The sequence below is a fragment of the Salinibacter sp. genome (assembly GCF_042218895.1).
In the GTDB taxonomy this organism is placed as follows: domain Bacteria; phylum Bacteroidota; class Rhodothermia; order Rhodothermales; family Salinibacteraceae; genus Salinibacter.
The window spans coordinates 14,082-30,548 of sequence record NZ_JBDGQQ010000088.1 but is presented as its reverse complement, the minus strand read 5'-3'; the positions used below and the strand labels follow the sequence as shown (position 1 = coordinate 30,548).

Genomic DNA, 16,467 nt, shown 5'->3' with positions numbered 1-16,467 from the left:
CATGGGGCTTCTCTCGCTCAAACTCTTCCTTGGCCATGACTTGCTGGTCGGTGTTCGTATTTCGGTTGGACAGATGGTGAACAGACGGATCTGGGACCCGCTCGTGTGGACGGTTTCGTAGTTGCCGCCTTCCTCCAGCTTCACGCCTCGTGCGCCAGCAGAACGGTACAGCAGGGCCGGGACGCTCCTCGTGAAGGACCATTGTCTCCAGGACAGAGCCTGGAAAACCTTTCAAATAGACGGGTCCCAGGAAGGTCTGCAGCGTTTCTTATGCAATCCGAAGTAACCTCCATCGTGAGATTGGGTTCCAGAGGTGGCATGACTTCACCGTCTTTCCAACTCCAACCGCCTCAAGGGAAGGTACTGCCAAGTCCAACTCTTGCTTTCGATCGAGAGAGATGATCGGGGGAGGAAAGAACCCTGCACTTCTGCACGGAGCATTCTCCGGTGAGCTCGTAATTTCGGTGGGGATGGTGCTCGGTTACTTCTTGCCCGATCGGGCGGAGGAAGCCTACCCGAACGAATCGATCACCTGAATTCCCGGCCCCGAGCTTGTGCCCAACTGCTTGAGGGCCGTGCCCGCTTCTCGAAGTGGGAGGACCCGCTGCACGAGCTTGCCGGGGTGCAGCGATCCGGTGCGTACCATTCCGAGCAGGGCGGGATAGCGATGTGCCTGGACGCCGTGCGTTCCTCGCAGTTCGAGCTCGTCGGCCACCACGCGGTCGAGAGGGACTGCCGCGTGGCGGTCCTCCCCTGCCAACAGGCCTACCTGCACGTGGCGCCCCCGCTTCCGGAGACACGAAACGGACTGAAAGCACGTGTCCTGGCTTCCAAGTGCGTCAATCGAGACGTGCGCTCCTCCATCCGTAAGGCCCCGAACGGCCTCAACGACATCCTCCTCACGGTGCGCATCGACGAGGGCGGCGGCGCCAACCTCCTCCGCAAGCGTGAGCGCCTCCGCCGACACGTCGACCCCCACAACCCTGGCCCCGAGGGCGCTTGCAATCATTGTCGCGGACAGCCCGACGCCCCCACATCCGTGAACAGCTACCCACTCTCCAGGCGCCACCTCGCCCTGGTCCACCACAGCGCGGAAGGCCGTTCCGAACCGACACCCGAGGCTCGCGGCCGTCACCATGTCGAGCTCGTCCGGTAGGTGCACCATGTTCGTGTCGGCGTAATCGATGGCGACCCGTTCGGCGAACGATCCCCATCCTGTGAATCCGGGCTGGAACTGGTTCGGACACACTTGCTGATGCCCGGTCGCACACTGCTCGCACTGCCCGCAGCCTCCAACGAAGGGCACCGTCACACGGTCACCTGGCGACCAGCGCTCCACTTCAGATCCAACCTCCGAGACGACTCCCGCAAGCTCGTGTCCGGGCACGTGGGGCGGTTCGATGACAGGATCGTGTCCCTTCCAGCCGTGCCAATCGCTGCGGCACAGTCCGCTGGCCCGGACCTCAACTACCACCCCTCGGGGGGATGGCTCCGGGGCCGGCACCTCTCTTATCTCGGGGTCGGCACCGAAGTCGTCGTATACGACTGCCTGCATTGCAGAGTGTTTACGGCTGTTCGTCGCTAGATGAGGCCTGACCTCGGGCGCCCTGCGAACGTCTCACCTATTCTCTGGTTTGAATACACGGAATACCGGGGGTTCGACGACGATTCAGTTCCGACCAGATGGGCCAAACATGTGTCGTCCGGGACGTTTTCTTTGGCCGGCGATTCTGAAAGCGCGATAAGAGAAACTCTCAGATTCGGAGTTCGGTACCACATATCGAACCTTTGTGTCCCTCGGCCTGAAAGCGGAGGTTTCCCTCCGTTTTCTCCTTTCTCGATTGCTGGGCCCCCGCACCCTTTCTTCTCGACGCGTCTGCTCCCTCTATGAGATCCCGTTCTGCCCGAAGCCAGAAGGTTGCTCCGCACACGCGGAGTGGTGAACTCACGTCTCAGTCTGGCATCGTTACGGGCCGTCTCACCGACTGGGCAGAGGCCTTGGAAACGACGACGACCGACCTGATGGCCGCCATTGACCGTGCTGGCGTGGAGCCTCTCATGGATACGGGGGTCTCGAAAGACGGTGAGGGGCACCAGCGGCCTACCCGCCCCGAGCTGCGCTGCATTGCCATGACGGAGGCTGACGTGGGACGGGTTTCCGCGGAGCTTCTCCACCTTGTCCCGGCACAGTCGTCTCGGTAACCAGCGAACGGGCCCCGTGCAGGTACTCTGAGGGGACGAGTGATCGGAAGACACGGAGGGAGGGCATAGCGACTCCTGCGGGCCCCACGAGCCAGCTATCCCTGTTTGTTCCAGCCCACTTGTCCGCCAGGTAGTTTTGATACCGGGAGCGTGTAGATCTCTCGGTCAGCCTCGTCCACCTTGTCTTCAGTGAATTACTGTTCGCTGGCGGCCTTCGACGCCGGTTGAGCAATGAGCTGTCCGGCCTCGTCCAGGAGACGTTTGAATCGGTGTGCTGTCGCCACGTTGTCGAAGGAAAGCTTCCACCTGTGGGTCCCAATCCGGGAAAGCGTGAAGTCGGACGGATCGAATCCGGCCGGGACAGAGAGATGAACGATAGCGTACATCCGCTTTTTCGTATCGGTGGTAACCGTCACGTGGTTTTCGTGACGCTCGACGTCGATTGGGATCATCGTCTCAGAGGGCTGTGCAGAGGACAAGGTTGGGGAGTGGCGTTCCTAGGGACGTCTGGAGCCACATCCGCAGGGCAATTCTTCTTCTATCGGCGACGGGGTGCGCGGACCACAATCCCTCCCGCAGATGCACGACGCACCGTTGCACCCTTCGTGTTCGCAAAGGCGTTCAGGGATTTCCCACTACGGGCATTCGAGCTCGAGGGCGTGAGGACCACCTCCAGGTCCCCATTCGGGCTCGTGACACTAATCGTCACGGTCTCAACCTTCGGACTGCCCTCTTCGTCCACCTGACGATCCTCGACGACGCGGAAGGTAAAGTCGGTGATGCCTTCGCCTTTTACCACGTCCTCCGGACCAAACCCATTCTCATTCTCGTCGATCACCTGCGTATCGTCGAGCGTTACCTCGGTGTTGCCAACCGCCTTCACTTTCGTGCCTTCCGCTTCTACCCGAATGGTTGTGCCAGGCGAAAGCGGGTTCTCGTTCTCAACGTCCTGCACAGTCAGGCTGTAGGTTTGGCCCAGCTGCGCTGAACCAGGACTCGTGGTGATTTGGGTTCGTCCCGAAAAGACGATTGGGATCGTATCGAAAATGGTATTTTCGTTGCCCGTCCCCGCGGGATCGGGACAGTTGCCCGGATCCACGATTGTATTCGCGTCCTCCCTTCCCACTGTCTCCGCCCGGACCGTACCGACGCCTCCGCTCGGGAGGGGGCGAGCTGATGTCAGGGTTACGGAGCCTTGCCCTTGCGCGTCTGTCTGGGCAGATCCCCCGATGATGCCTGCGTTCGTACTGAAGTAAACAGAGGTTCCAGGCACCACAGGATTTCCGTACTTATCGCCCACGAAGACGCGAATAGGGTTTGTGACCCCAAATTCGACCAGTCCCGGAAAGTTGAACTGTTCGGGGCCGAGGCTGAAGTGGCATTTGTTGGGAAGCCCCCCGTGGATGGTAAGACTCACAGGCTTGGACTGGAGCGTCTTTCCGTCCGGTCGTTCCACGGTCGCGACGACCTGCACGACCCCTGAGGTCGTCCCGCTTGAAACGTTCACTGTCGCCTGGCCCTGGCCGTTGGTCGTCACGGTCTCAGGGGTGAGCTTCGCATCGCCCGGCTGCTGGCCAAAGCGAAAGCTGACGTCGACCGCCTGATCGAGACCGATTGCCGTGCCCGTAGAGTCTACGACCTGGAAGGTTATACGGGCGGTGCTAGTACCCCCACTTTCCTGGACGCGTATGACGTTGGTCGACTGACTCTGAAGCAGGATATCCGTGGGGCGGCCCGGCTCGGACTCTTCTCCCCCCGCTACGTTGAGTTTGAAGACGAGATCGTTCATGTCCCCTACGTCCGGCGACAAACGTTCGGTCTGCTGGACCTGCGCTCCTCCCTTCGAGGCGGTAATCGTTACCTCAACCGTTCCGTCGACATCAAGGGTTTTTGAAAAACGGCCAGTAGAGTCTGTTACGGTCGTAAGCTCCTCACTCTCGCCGTTCCTTGTAAGGCGGAAGGTGACCACCGCGTCTACGATGGGGCTGTTCGACGCAGCGTTCACCACTCGTCCCGAGAGCGTGACGCCGCCCCCACCCCCGCCGGCCAAGTCACAGCCGACGCCACTGAGGGCCACGACGATGCTGATTACGATGAGACTGAGAGTTCGACCAGGGGGATGGGAGACGGACGAAGACATGAATGTCCAAGGTCAGAATTGGGAAGAGGCAGTTCGCACTCCACTATCCGCAAGAAGCATTCCCAAGACGAATCCAGGGCACCGCCCTCGGCACCAAGACAGCTGTCAAGGCACTTCACAACCGCTGTTGTCGCTCACAGAGACGCAGATCCCCTCTCAAGCGTGCCGAGAGGAGCGCTCTTTCCCACGCGACTACGGCCCCTCCTTTCGGTGGGGGGAAAGTTGGGGCTCACATTGGAAAAATTCCCACACCCTCCTTTGGGGCATGGTTTCCGTACACCACTGATCGAGATGTAAAAATGCCCCCTACAAAAATCCGCAGGGCAGGAGGCAGAACTCCGGGGACCGTCCCACTCTCCTGCTGCCCGGTACGACCTCCTACCCTACAGGACCCGACTCGCCGTGAAGATCATTTTCCTGAGGGGCCCGAACGTCTTCGTAGGCTGGGTCGTCGGGCCGGAGCGGCTTGTCCTGCCGCTCCTCTACAATGAAGTGGGACGCTCCCTGCTCGACTTGGAGCCGAAGATACTGCTGCCGGGCCAACTCAAGCAAGGCCAGAAAGGTTGCGATCACGAACCCGCGCTCCTTCCCTTGAACGAGCTCCCAGAACGAAACGCGGACATCAGCGGAAAGGCGACGGAGAACATACCGCTGCTGCTCCTCGACGGTGTGCTCAAGGGGCTCCACCTCGTGCACCGGCTCGTCTTCGTCTTCATCCTCCAGCACACGTCCGAGCGCCTGAACCAGATCGTAAACGGAGGCGTCAACATCCACCTCGTGCGCCTCCTCGACCTGCTTTCGATCCCTGGAGGCGTCGCCTCGCGTGTAGTAGTCCCTCCGACGTTCCCGACGGGTTGACAGCTGGTCGGTGGCCTCCTTGAACCGCACGTACTCAAGCAGTCGCTCCACTAGTTCTTGGCGCGGATCGACTGCCTCGTCCTCTTCCTCGGCGTCTCGGGAGGGGAGGAGCATGCGGGCCTTGATGTTGATGAGGAGGGCCGCCATGTAGATGAAGTCTCCCACTCCATCCAGATCAATCTCCTCCATCACCCGCACGTACGCGAGGTACTCGTCCGCAATCCGGGCGATGGGAATGTCGTAGACATCGATCTCGTCCCGCCTGATAAAAAACAGGAGCAGATCCATCGGGCCCTCGAACTGCTCCAACTCGACGTGGTACATGGCGGCTCAGAAGGACTGGGCAACAGTCGATCCACTCGCTACTCGCTGCTCTCATACCCATTCGGATGGCGGCGGTGCCACTGCCACGCCGACTCGATGATGGCTTCCAGAGAGTCGTACTCTGGAGTCCAGCCTAGCTCGTTCCGAATCTTTTCGTTGCTGGCGATAAGCACCGCCGGATCTCCCGGCCGAGGATCGCCCACTTCGGCGGGGATGTCTCGCCCTGTCACCCGACGGGCCGCATCGATCACCTCCCGGACGCTGAATCCTTTCCCGTTGCCGAGATTGTAGACCCGGCTCCCGTCCTCCAAGGCCCGGAGGGCGAGGATGTGGGCCTGTGCCAGATCGAGGACGTGAATGAAGTCGCGTACGCAGGTGCCGTCGGGGGTGTCGTACTCGTCGCCGAAGATCACAATCTTCTCGCGCTGCCCGAGGGCGACCTGGAGCACGATCGGGATGAGATGCGTCTCGGGGTCGTGGTCTTCCCCGCGGTGAGGCGCAGCAGCCCCCGCCGCGTTGAAGTAGCGAAGCGAGGCGTACCGGAGTCCGTGGATTTCGTCGAGCCAGTGAAGCACTCGCTCCAGCATAAACTTCGATTCTCCGTACGGACTGCCGGGCTCGACGGGGGCCTCTTCGTCGATTGGGATGCGATCCGGCGTCCCGAAGAGGTTTGCGGTAGAGGACAGAATAAAGCGGTCTACGTCATTGTTCACGGCGGCCCGCATCAGATTCACCCCACAGCGCACGTTGTCGTCGAGGTAAAGAAAGGGGTCCTCCATCGACTCTCCAACGAGCGTGTGGGAGGCAAAATGCATGATGGCCTCCGGCCGGCGGTCGGCGAGGACCTGCTCAACGAACGACCGATCTCTCAGATCGCCCTGAACGAACGTAGCGGGTTCCGGGACGGCGGCCCGGTGTCCCTGCGAGAGATTGTCCAGGACGGTGACCTCGTTTCCGGCCTCTACCAATTCCTGGACGACGGCACTCCCGATGTATCCGGCCCCACCTGTGACGAGGATGCGCATAGAACCTGGGCGAGCAGGGCAGACGGTCTGTCGCGGAGGAGAGAGCCCTACGCAAAAGGCGAGGGCCCGGAGACCCTCGCCGTGCGCAGGTCTTGGAACCGATCGGAGGGGCCGAGGGCCCCTCTCGGTGCGTTTCCCTAGCTGTCGTCTCTGTGGTCTCCGTTCTCCTCGGAAACGAACGGCTTTCGCGTAAGACGCATCTTGCCATCGTCGTGCACCTCGAGAAGATGGACCTTCACCTTGTCGCCCACCTCAAGGTAGTCCTCGACGTTCTCAACATAGTCGTAGTCGATTTCGGAGACATGCAGAAGGCCTGTCTTCTCCGGCATGATTTCGACGAACGCCCCGAAGTCGCGAATGCCCTTCACGGTGCCAACGTAATCTTCGCCCTCCTCCGGAACCGCAACGATTTGCTTAATCCGCTCGATGGCCGCCTCCGCGTCCTTCTTGTTGGTTGCAGCAATCGTTACGATCCCCGCACCCTCCTCTTCCTCGACCGCAATCTCCGTGTTGGTCTCCTTCTGGATGCTCTTGACGACCTTGCCGCCCGGCCCAATGACGGCGCCAATGCGTTCCGGATCAATTTTGAGCTTGGTGAGGCGGGGCGCGTACTGGGAAAGTTCTTCCCGCGGCTCCGAAATCGTGTTCTTCATTTCGTCGAGGATGAAGCGGCGGGCCTTCCGGGCCTGCTTCAGGGCCTTGAGCATGATGTCCCGCGAGAGGCCGCCGATCTTCATGTCCATCTGGCAGGCCGTGATGCCGTCCCGGGTTCCGGTAATTTTGAAGTCCATGTCGCCCAGGTGATCCTCCTGGCCGAGGATGTCGGTGAGGACTCGCGTTTCGTCGTCCTGACTCACCAGACCCATCGCGATGCCCGCGACCGGCTTGTCAATGGGAACGCCCGCGTCCATGAGCGCTAGGCTGCCGGCGCAGACGCTGGCCATCGACGAAGAGCCGTTTGACTCCATCACGTCGGCGTTGATGCGAATAGTGTAGGGGAACGTGTCCTGGTCCGGAATGACCGGACGCAGGGCTCGCTCCGCAAGCATGCTGTGCCCGATCTCCCGTCGCTTCGGGCCGCGCAGATAGCTGGCCTCGCCGACGGAGAAGGGCGGGAAGCGGTAGTGGAGGTAGAAGGACTTATCCGTGTCCGCGAACACCTCATCTACAGGTTGTACGTCCTCCGATGTCCCGAGGGTTACCGAGCCCAGCACCTGCGTCTCTCCGCGAGTAAAGATTGCGGATCCGTGGACACGGGGGAGATACCCGACCTCCATCCAGAGGTCGCGGACCTCCTCCTGGTCGCGCCCGTCGAGGCGCTTGCCCTCCTCGACGATCATCGTGCGCATTTCTTCCTTCTCTACCTCCCCGATGGCGTCGCGCACGTCGGCGGCCGTGTAGCCCTCCGGAGTTTCCGTCCCATCCCCAATCAGCTCGTCGACGGCGTCGTCCTTGATTTCGTCGATCCCACCGTGGAAGTGCTCCTTGTCGTACGGCCCGTGGATGTGGTCGGCCACCCTGGAGCCGTACGTCTCCTTCATTCGCTCAACGAGATCCTCCGGCACGAGGTCGGGTTCCCACTCGAAGGGCTCGGGCTCGCCGTGTTTCTCCACGAGCTGGTTTTGCCCCTGGCAGATGCGCCGGATGGAGCGGTGTGCAGTGTCTAGCGCCTCGATCATGCTCTCCTCGCTGATCTCGTGGGCCTCCCCCTCCACCATGACGAGCGCATCCTCCTTGCCCGCCACGACGAGATCCATGTCGCTCTGCTCGGTCTCTTCCATCGTGGGGTTCACGACATACTCCCCCTCCACGCGGCCCACGCGCACCTCTGCGATGGGGCCTTCGAACGGCGCCCCCGACAACATGAGGGCAGCCGAGGATCCAATGCCCGCAATGACGTCCGCGTCGTAATCCTGGCCGGCGGAGATGACGAAGTTGACGACGTGGACGTCGTGATAAAAGCCGGCCGGGAAGAGGGGACGCACGGCACGGTCAATCAGACGCGCGGTGAGCGTTTCTTTGTCGGTGGGACGGCCTTCACGCTTAATGAATCCTCCCGGGACCTTTCCTCCCGCGGCAAATTTCTCGCGGTAGTCTACGGTCAGTGGGAAGAAGTTCGACTCCTGAACAGAATCACTGATCGTGGCGGTCGACAGGACCATCGTGTCTCCCAAACGGGTCACGACGGCTCCGTCGGCCTGCTTCGCGATTCGTCCAGTCTCCAGCGAAAGGTCGCGTCCTGGGACAAACTCGATCTCTTGGGTTGATGCTTCAGGCTTCATGGTGGTCAATCTGCTACGTGCAATGTCGGCAAAAGGCGAGAGTCATCACAATCGTTCAGGGGGCCAAAGGCACTTTATCCATCGATGGATGCATTTGTGCAGGGTCATCCCCCACAACACAGCAAACGGCATCCCGGTAGAGACCAGGATGCCGGGTCGAGCTGAACCCTACTTGCGTAGCTCAAGCTCATCACGAATCGCTCGGTACCGCTCAATCTCGTTCTCTTCGAGATAGTTGAGCAGCCGGCGGCGCTTCCCGACAAGGTCGAGCAATCCGTGACGCGTAGAGTTGTCGTTCGGGTGCTCCTTCAGGTGCTCTGTGAGGCGCTCGATGCGCTTCGTGAAGATCGCGATTTGGACTTCGGGTGTTCCAGTATCGTCCGGTCCGTTTCCGAACCGGTCGATGATGTCTTGCTTCTCTTCTTTCGTGATCATTATGCGGTGTGGGAGTACCTCTTTAGATTGGTGCCATGCTAAAGAAGAAACCGCGGCGGCCATGGGTCGTGCGGTGGGGATGATCCCTCCTTTCGACCCGTTCTGACCGCTCCGGCGAGTGACGGAAAACCGTCATGCTGCAGTTTCAATAACGGTTCTACAATGCTTCTCATCTTCCGAAAGTTGCGTCGCAAGGGCGTCGGCCGATTCGAATCGCTGTTCGTCCCGTAATCTTTGCAGGAATTGAACAGTGAGCCGCTCCCCGTACAGGTCTCCTTCGTAGTCGAGCAGGTGCACCTCAACGGTCACCTCCATCTCCTCGAAGGTCGGACGGCGCCCAATGTTCAACATGCCGCCCCGCCGTCGGCCGTTCGGGAGAGTCACTTCCGTGGCGTACACTCCGCGTTTCGGGACGAGCTTCCGCGCGTCCTCCAGCGCTAGGTTGGCGGTTGGGTACCCGAGCTTGCGCCCTCGCCCTTCCCCCTTCGCGACGACCCCTTCGATTTGATAGGACCGTCCCAACAGCTCTCTGGCCCGCTGCACGTCCCCCTCCTCCAGGAGAAGAGAGCGGATGGTGCTCGACGAGACCACGTCGCGGTCGACCTCCTGAGGCGGAATGACGTCCACCTCGAACCCGTATTTTTCACCGAGCTCACGGAGCAGGTCGACGTCCCCAGCCCGGCCCTTCCCGAAGCGATGATCGTAGCCGACGGTGATCTCTCGAACCCCGATGCCCTCTACCAGAACCTTTTCGACGTACTCTTCGGGACCGAGCTGCGCGAAGTCCGTAGAGAATGGCACCACCACGAAGCGATCGAGGCCGAGGGTCTCCAGCGCGTCGGCCCGCTCGGCGACTGTCGTGAGCAGGGGCACGTCATCGTCGTGCACGACTGCTCGGGGGTGGGGATCGAACGAGACGAGCGTGCTCAGGCCCGACTGCTCACGGGCACGCTGCTGCAGATAGTCGATGATCGCCTGATGGCCGCGGTGAACGCCGTCGAACGTTCCGACCGTGACGATCGATTGGTCATCATGGGTGATTTCGTCCCATCCAATTTCACACCTCATAAGCGGGATCGGATCGTCCTAAGACAGCATGTCCTCGAGCGTCTCCATCGCCCAGCTCTCCTCCACCACGTACGGGCCGATGGCGGTCCGGCGAAGCGCCACGAGGTGTGCGCCGACGTCCAGCGCATCCCCCAGGTCTCGCGCTAGCGCCCGGATGTACGTCCCTTTCGAGCACTTCACACGAACAGTGAGGTCCGGAGACGTCCACTCGGTCAGCTCGAGGCGGTCGATGCGAACCTGCCGGGGAGGCCGGTCAACCGTCTCCCCCCGGCGCGCTTTCTCATAGAGCCGCTCCCCGTCGACCTTGACCGCCGAATACATGGGCGGGACCTGTTGAATAACGCCGAGGAACGACTCCCGGACTTCCTCCAGGTCCGAGCGCGTGATTTCTGAGGGGTCTTGTCGTTCCACAACCTCAGTTTCGGCGTCAAGGGAGGGGGTGACTTCCCCAAGCCGAAGGGTCGCCTCGTACGTCTTCGGCAGGTGCATGCAGGCCTCCTGAAGCCGGGTGGCCGGACGGGACACAAGCACGATGAGCAGACCGGTAGCCAGTGGATCGAGCGTTCCCGCATGACCCACCGTCTGAACGCCAGTTCCGTCCTGGATCTGCTCTACAACGCTGAAGGACGGAAGCCCCCTTGGCTTGTCCACCGGCAGGATCGCTCCGTCCGTCCAATCCTCTGGCAGACTCGGAGGCGTGAACACCATCTCGGGCGGAATGTCACGCTGAGCCGCAGCGGAAGGCACGTCTCGTAATCGCTGTCAGTCCGACAATCCGGAATTACTCTACGTCCTCGGCGGAATTTCCTGAGTCCTCGGTTCGCCGTTCCCGCTCCTCACGGATGCGGTCGAAGAGGTTTTCCATGCGCTTCGCCTTCTGCAGCGCCTCGTCGAGAAAGAACTCCAGCTCCGGAATCTCGCGGACTTGGTGCCGGATCCGGGAGGCCAGTTGCTCTCGGATCTCGGGGGTGAGGGCCTTGAGTTGCTTAAAGGTTGCTTTGCGCTCCTCGGAGGTATCCCCCAGCACGCTGGCGTGCACGTAAGCAATCGACAGATCGCCCGTGACTCGGACGCGAGTGATCGTGACCATCGGCTGGAGCTGATCCGAGTACTCCCGCTGCAGGATGCGGGCAACCTCTCGCCGAACCAGCTCCGAGATGCGTTCGGTATGAATGCTCATTGTCTAGGAGGTTCGTCAGGATGAGCCGTAGCGGGGTAGGCCTGAAGGGGGCTTCCCGGAGGGACAGAAGTCTTAGACCTCAAGCTCCCGCTTCTCCTCGACTACCACGTAGGCCTCAAGCTCATCCCCGGTCTTTATGTCGTCGAAGTTTTCGATCGATAGGCCACACTCGTAGCCCTCTTGCACTTCCTTGACGTCCTCCTCGAAGCGCTTAAGGGAGCCCACTTCGCCCTCGTACTCCACGACTCCATCGCGCACGACGCGCACCTTGTGGTTGCGGCCAATGGTGCCTTCGTTGACGTAGCATCCGGCCACCATGCCCACGTCTGGGACCTTGAAGGTATCGCGCACCTCGGCACGTCCCTTCATCTCTTCGCGCCGCTCGGGCGAGAGGAGCCCCTCGAGGGCGTCCCGAACATCCTCGATGGCGGAGTAGATTACCGAGTACGTGCGGATGTCGACATCTTCGCGCTGAGCTGCTTCGCGTGCCCCCGAGGTGGGCCGGACCTGAAAGCCGATAATGATGGCGTCGGAGGCCCGGGCCAGCATGACGTCACTCTCGGAGATGGCCCCAACCCCGGTGTGGATGATACTGACGGCCACCTCGTCAGTCTTGAGTTTCAGCAGGGCGTCGGAGAGAGCCTCAACAGATCCGCCCACGTCGGCCTTGATGATGAGGTTGAGTTCGTGGAATTCCCCCTCGGCCATGCGACGGCTGACCTGGTCCAGGGAGACCTGACTCTGTCGGCGCAGCTCCTGCTCGCGGTGGATACGCTGGCGCTCCTGGGCCACTTCGCGTGCCTCAGTTTCACTTTCCATGACGACGAACTGGTCGCCCACATCAGGGGACCCATCACATCCAAGCACGAGAGCAGGCTGCGAGGGCCCAACGGACTCGACACGATTGTCCCGCTCGTCGAACATGGCCCGCACCCGGCCGCTGTGGATGCCAGCGAGGAAGGCGTCGCCCGTTTCGAGGGTTCCGTTCTGAACGAGGACGGTGATCACGTTGCCGCGCCCTTTCTCCAGGCGACTTTCGATGATAACGCCAGAGGCCTCACGGTTCGGGTTCGCCTGTAGCTCCATAATTTCGGACTGGAGGACGACCTTTTCCAGCAGGTCGTCGATTCCCTCTCCGGTCTCCGCAGACACCTCTGCGGCCTGAACGTCGCCCCCATACTCCTCGACAAGCACATTGTGGTCTGCGAGTTCGGCGCGGACCTTTTCGGGGTCCGCTTCGCGCTTGTCCATCTTGTTAATCGCTACCACGATGGGCACATCGGCGGCCTGCGCATGGTTGATGGCCTCCTTCGTCTGGGGCATCACGGAGTCGTCGGCGGCCACCACCAGAATCACGATGTCGGTGGCCTTGGCGCCGCGGGCCCGCATCGCCGTAAAGGCCTCGTGGCCGGGGGTGTCGAGAAAGGTGACGGCCTCGTCGTCGTGACCGGTGAGCTCCACGTAGTGCGCCCCAACGTGCTGGGTGATTCCTCCCTCCTCCCCCGCCACGACGTTGGCGTTGCGGATGTAGTCGAGAAGCGACGTTTTTCCATGATCGACGTGCCCCATCACCGTGACGACCGGTGCGCGAGGTTCGAGATCTTCCGGCTCGTCCTCTTCGACCTCGACGGCCTCCTGCCCTCGCTCTGCGACAAACTCGATCTCCATTCCGTACTCGTCGGCAACGAACTCAATCGTTTCCCGATCGAGTCGCTGGTTCACGGACACCATCATGCCCGCGTCGAACAGCACATCGATCACGTCGCTGACGGGCTCGCCCATGAGGTTCGCGAGCTCGCCAGTCGTGATGAACTCGGTGACCTCGAGGATATTTTCTCGCCTTCGCTCTCGCTCTCGCTCCCGCTGGCGCTGCCTCTCGTGTCGCTCGCGCCGGCGTCGACGCCGACGCTGACGCTCACGACTGGCCCCCTGCTCCAGCTCCTGGAGCGTTTCTTGAATGGTCTGCTCGACATCTTCTTCGTCGGGCCCTCCTTTCTGCGTTTTCTTCTGCTTCTTCTGTTTCTTTTTCTTCTGTTTCTGTTTTTCCTCTTCTTCCTCCTGCTTCTCCTGTTCCTCTTCTTTCTCTTTCCGCTTGCGTTTTCGCTTCCGGCGCGGGCGCTGGAGCTGCTCATCCTCCATCTTGCCCACAACCTGTGGGCCGCTCAGGTGATACCGGCCAGCCCTTATCGTGTCCTCCTCGTCATCGGAGGCGCCCTCCTGGTCCTCAGCCTCCTCTGCAGGGGCACTGGTTGACGTGTCAGCGGCCTCTGCGTCGGGCGTCTCGACGACTTCTTCCTCAGGGGCGGCCTCGGGCGTCTCTTCGGCAGGCACTTCGGAGGGACCGTCCTCGCCCTCTTCGGGGGGCTCCTCGACCTCACCTGCCTCGGCGGTCGGCTCAGGCTCGGGCTCCTCTTCCTCAGGGACGGGCTGGGCCTCCTCTTCGACGGACTCGGTGGCCTCCGCTTCGACCGATTCAGTGTCGGGGGGTTCGGTCGCTTCGGGCGCTTCGCCTTCGGCCTCAGCTTCCGCCGGAGCCTCTTCGTCTGTCTCCGCCTCGGGCGGGGTCTCAGACTCTGGCTCAGTCGGTTCTTCTACGTCCGCTTCTGGCTCGGCCGCGGGAGCCCCGTCCTCCGCAAGTTCCTCGTCCGCAGTCTGCTCTTCGACAACCGTCGGGTCCTCGGTGCGATCCTCCGATACGGCCGGAGCTTCTTGAGAGGCCTCGTCGGTGGCTTCGGCCTCTGCGGCCTCCTCGTCGACCTTCGCTTCTTCGGTCGTCTCTTCTTCCGTCGTATCCGGTTCCTGCGCTGCGGGCTCCCCGGCGGGTTCTTCCTCCTCCTCGACCACGGACGGTTCCTCTGCCTCGGCAGATTCTTCCGTCGGTTCCGGCTCCGCCTCTTGCTCCTCATCGAGGGTCGCAACCTCGTCTCGCTGCGGCCCTTCGTCCTTCTGGGAGCGGAGTTCCCGGATGCGGGCAGCCACCTCTGCGTCGTCGGCGTACTCGTTCCGCAAGACAAGGTAGGCTTCCTCATCGACAATCGAAGCATTGAAGCCCGTGCCTGTAAGCGCGTCTCCGTAGCCTTCGTCCTCAAGGAACTCAACGACGCGATCGGTGGAGACGTTGAGGTCACGCGCTACCTTGAACAGTCGCTTCTCGAATGTATCCTGTTCAGCTGTCGCCATATAGGGTGTGTTATTGCTGGATCAACGGTCGAGGCGACGGGTGCTCGCCTCTGTATAGAACGCTACGGCTTGACTTCTGATTCCTCCTCAACGGAACTCGACTCTGGGGACGAGGCCTCTGTCTCCGACGCTTCGGGCCCCCCGGGCTCGTCCGCCGTGTCCTCGCTGCTTGACGCTGTGGAGTCGGAGTCGTCCTCCTCGACGACGGTGTCGGGGGCCCCGTCCGCTCCTGTCGGTTCCACGTCCGGCTCCCGTTCTGTGTCTGCGGCGGGTGCATCAGATTCCGCATCCGCAGCCCGCTGCTCATCAACCGGCGCTTCGGCGGCAGCGTCATCTGAAGCCTCCGATTCATCCGGGGTGTCCTGCGATCCGTTGGCGGCAGGCTGTCCAGCCGAAGATTCGGCGGGAGCGGTGCCTCCTCCTTCGGCAGCCCCCGGAGCCCGCACGGACTCCACCGTAAAGCGGCCCTGCCGAATGGCCTCGATGATCCCAGGCCCCTTCTCAAATTCGGTCTCGATAATGTCTAGAACGCGCTCGGCAGTCTCTCGGTCCAGGTCGGCACGCCGGGACAACGCATCGGCCGACAGTTCGAGCACGGCCTTCCCAGTATCGCAGCCAATGTGCTTGAGCTTCTCGATCGTTTCGGCCGTGAGCTCATCGCCGAACTCTTCGATGTCGATGTCCTCCTCGTCCGGGGGAATCTCGCGGTAGACGTCAATCTCGTAGCCCGTCAGTCGCGATGCCAGTTTGATGTTAACGCCCCGTTTTCCGATGGCCTGGCTAACTTCGTCGGCGGCCACCTCCACGCGGGCGCGGGGAGGATCGGCATCTTCGTTCAGGGCAACACTGGTCGGCTCGGCCGGCGACAGCGCACGGGCAATGAGCTCCTCCGGGTCATCCGACCACTCCATCACGTCGATGTTCTCGTTCGAGAGCTCCCGAACAACCGCATTGATTCGCACTCCTTTGACCCCCACGCAGGCCCCAACCGGATCCACCTTCTCGTCGTGGCTCGTCACCGCCACCTTGGCACGATCGCCCGGAATCCGGGCCACTTTTTTGATTTCGACGATGCCATCGTGAACCTCGGGCACTTCCACCTCGAACAAGCGCTCCGTGAAGACGGGAGAGGTCCGACTCACGACCACCTGCGGGTCACTGCCGGCATCCCGGCGGACTTCCTTCACGACGGTCCGGAGCATGTTCCCTTTCCGATAGTGGTCTCCAGGTATCTGTTCGTCGCGGGGCAGCACGAGTTCGGTATCTTCGTGCATCAGGAGCGTCTCGTGCTGGCGGACCTGGTAGACCTCACCGACAACAATTTCCCCGATGAGGTCGGTGTACTCCTGATACACCTGTTCCTTCTCGATGTCGCGGATGCGCTGACGAAAGGTCTGTCGAGCCGTCATCACAGCCCGGCGCCCGAATTCGCTGATGTCCAGCTCGCTGGCCACCTCGTCCCCGACGTCAAAACTCTCGTCGATCTTTTTGGCGTCGGAACGCGTGATTTCCGTGACGGGATCTACGAGATTCCAGTCCCCAACGACCTCCTGGACGTGGATGATCTGGATGTCCCCCTGATCGGGATTGAAGATGATTTCGAAGGCCTCATCTGCTCCGTACCGCTTCCGAAGCATCGCCCGAAACACGTCCTCGACGATGATCTGAAGCGTGTCCCGGTCCATGTCCTTGGACCGGGCGATTTCCCCGAAGGAGGAGATCAAGTCTTCGCTTTGCATGGTCCGTCTCGTCTGTGAAGAAGTACGTCCGCCG

Annotated in this window: 13 protein-coding genes; 1 reads left to right on the top strand and 12 read right to left on the bottom strand. The window is 61.6% G+C overall.

Going from position 1 to position 16,467, the window contains the following annotated elements:
- Window positions 1–511: 511 nt before the first annotated feature.
- Window positions 512–1,555, bottom strand: a complete 1,044-nt coding sequence (locus ABEL04_RS08215) for a zinc-dependent alcohol dehydrogenase family protein (RefSeq protein WP_375801905.1) — start codon at window positions 1,553–1,555, stop codon at window positions 512–514.
- Window positions 1,556–1,887: 332 nt separating this feature from the next.
- Between ABEL04_RS08215 and ABEL04_RS08210 the strand changes: the two genes are divergently transcribed.
- A complete protein-coding gene (locus tag ABEL04_RS08210; protein ID WP_375801904.1) occupies window positions 1,888–2,202 on the top strand; it encodes a hypothetical protein in 315 nt (104 codons plus the stop codon).
- A gap of 194 nt (window positions 2,203–2,396) precedes the next feature.
- Here ABEL04_RS08210 and ABEL04_RS08205 read toward each other — a convergent pair whose 3' ends face one another.
- From ABEL04_RS08205 to nusA, 11 genes are all read right to left on the bottom strand, one after another.
- Complete coding sequence (locus tag ABEL04_RS08205) at window positions 2,397–2,654, bottom strand: hypothetical protein (protein ID WP_375801903.1); 258 nt, start codon at window positions 2,652–2,654, stop codon at window positions 2,397–2,399.
- An 86-nt stretch (window positions 2,655–2,740) separates the two neighbouring features.
- The gene (locus tag ABEL04_RS08200) at window positions 2,741–4,342 is read right to left on the bottom strand and encodes a carboxypeptidase regulatory-like domain-containing protein (RefSeq protein ID WP_375801902.1); all 1,602 of its coding nucleotides are present in this window, start codon (window positions 4,340–4,342) and stop codon (window positions 2,741–2,743) included.
- Window positions 4,343–4,720: 378 nt separating this feature from the next.
- Window positions 4,721–5,524 (bottom strand): segregation and condensation protein A, encoded by an 804-nt coding sequence (locus ABEL04_RS08195; protein WP_375801901.1) that lies wholly within the window; start codon window positions 5,522–5,524, stop codon window positions 4,721–4,723.
- A gap of 38 nt (window positions 5,525–5,562) precedes the next feature.
- On the bottom strand, window positions 5,563–6,549 hold the full coding sequence (gene galE / locus ABEL04_RS08190; RefSeq protein ID WP_375801900.1) for a UDP-glucose 4-epimerase GalE: 987 nt from the start codon (window positions 6,547–6,549) through the stop codon (window positions 5,563–5,565).
- A gap of 137 nt (window positions 6,550–6,686) precedes the next feature.
- A complete protein-coding gene (pnp, locus tag ABEL04_RS08185) occupies window positions 6,687–8,831 on the bottom strand; it encodes a polyribonucleotide nucleotidyltransferase (protein ID WP_375801899.1) in 2,145 nt (714 codons plus the stop codon).
- 168 nt (window positions 8,832–8,999) lie between these two features.
- Window positions 9,000–9,266 carry a 30S ribosomal protein S15 gene (gene rpsO / locus ABEL04_RS08180; RefSeq protein WP_375801898.1) on the bottom strand — a complete coding sequence of 89 codons (267 nt, stop codon included), beginning with the start codon at window positions 9,264–9,266 and terminating at the stop codon, window positions 9,000–9,002.
- A 132-nt stretch (window positions 9,267–9,398) separates the two neighbouring features.
- Window positions 9,399–10,334, bottom strand: coding sequence for a bifunctional riboflavin kinase/FAD synthetase (locus tag ABEL04_RS08175; protein ID WP_375801897.1), 936 nt, complete (start codon window positions 10,332–10,334; stop codon window positions 9,399–9,401).
- 18 nt (window positions 10,335–10,352) lie between these two features.
- Complete coding sequence (gene truB / locus ABEL04_RS08170) at window positions 10,353–11,081, bottom strand: tRNA pseudouridine(55) synthase TruB (RefSeq protein ID WP_375801896.1); 729 nt, start codon at window positions 11,079–11,081, stop codon at window positions 10,353–10,355.
- Window positions 11,082–11,115: 34 nt separating this feature from the next.
- Complete coding sequence (gene rbfA, locus ABEL04_RS08165) at window positions 11,116–11,514, bottom strand: 30S ribosome-binding factor RbfA (RefSeq protein WP_375801895.1); 399 nt, start codon at window positions 11,512–11,514, stop codon at window positions 11,116–11,118.
- A 72-nt stretch (window positions 11,515–11,586) separates the two neighbouring features.
- Window positions 11,587–14,694, bottom strand: a complete 3,108-nt coding sequence (gene infB / locus ABEL04_RS08160; protein ID WP_375801894.1) for a translation initiation factor IF-2 — start codon at window positions 14,692–14,694, stop codon at window positions 11,587–11,589.
- Between the two features lie 62 nt (window positions 14,695–14,756).
- On the bottom strand, window positions 14,757–16,433 hold the full coding sequence (gene nusA / locus ABEL04_RS08155; protein ID WP_375801893.1) for a transcription termination factor NusA: 1,677 nt from the start codon (window positions 16,431–16,433) through the stop codon (window positions 14,757–14,759).
- Between the last annotated feature and the right edge of the window lie 34 nt (window positions 16,434–16,467).

Excerpts from the sequence above, each read along its gene's own strand:
- ABEL04_RS08200 (WP_375801902.1), bottom strand. The coding sequence starts at position 4,342 with ATGTCTTCGTCCGTCTCCCATCCCCCTGGTCGAACTCTCAGTCTCATC.
- rpsO (WP_375801898.1), bottom strand. The coding sequence starts at position 9,266 with ATGATCACGAAAGAAGAGAAGCAAGACATCATCGACCGGTTCGGAAAC.
- ABEL04_RS08195 (WP_375801901.1), bottom strand. The coding sequence starts at position 5,524 with ATGTACCACGTCGAGTTGGAGCAGTTCGAGGGCCCGATGGATCTGCTC.
- infB (WP_375801894.1), bottom strand. The coding sequence starts at position 14,694 with ATGGCGACAGCTGAACAGGATACATTCGAGAAGCGACTGTTCAAGGTA.
- ABEL04_RS08205 (WP_375801903.1), bottom strand. The coding sequence starts at position 2,654 with ATGATCCCAATCGACGTCGAGCGTCACGAAAACCACGTGACGGTTACC.
- galE (WP_375801900.1), bottom strand. The coding sequence starts at position 6,549 with ATGCGCATCCTCGTCACAGGTGGGGCCGGATACATCGGGAGTGCCGTC.
- ABEL04_RS08175 (WP_375801897.1), bottom strand. The coding sequence starts at position 10,334 with ATGAGGTGTGAAATTGGATGGGACGAAATCACCCATGATGACCAATCG.
- ABEL04_RS08215 (WP_375801905.1), bottom strand. The coding sequence starts at position 1,555 with ATGCAGGCAGTCGTATACGACGACTTCGGTGCCGACCCCGAGATAAGA.
- pnp (WP_375801899.1), bottom strand. The coding sequence starts at position 8,831 with ATGAAGCCTGAAGCATCAACCCAAGAGATCGAGTTTGTCCCAGGACGC.
- ABEL04_RS08210 (WP_375801904.1), top strand. The coding sequence starts at position 1,888 with ATGAGATCCCGTTCTGCCCGAAGCCAGAAGGTTGCTCCGCACACGCGG.
- rbfA (WP_375801895.1), bottom strand. The coding sequence starts at position 11,514 with ATGAGCATTCATACCGAACGCATCTCGGAGCTGGTTCGGCGAGAGGTT.
- nusA (WP_375801893.1), bottom strand. The coding sequence starts at position 16,433 with ATGCAAAGCGAAGACTTGATCTCCTCCTTCGGGGAAATCGCCCGGTCC.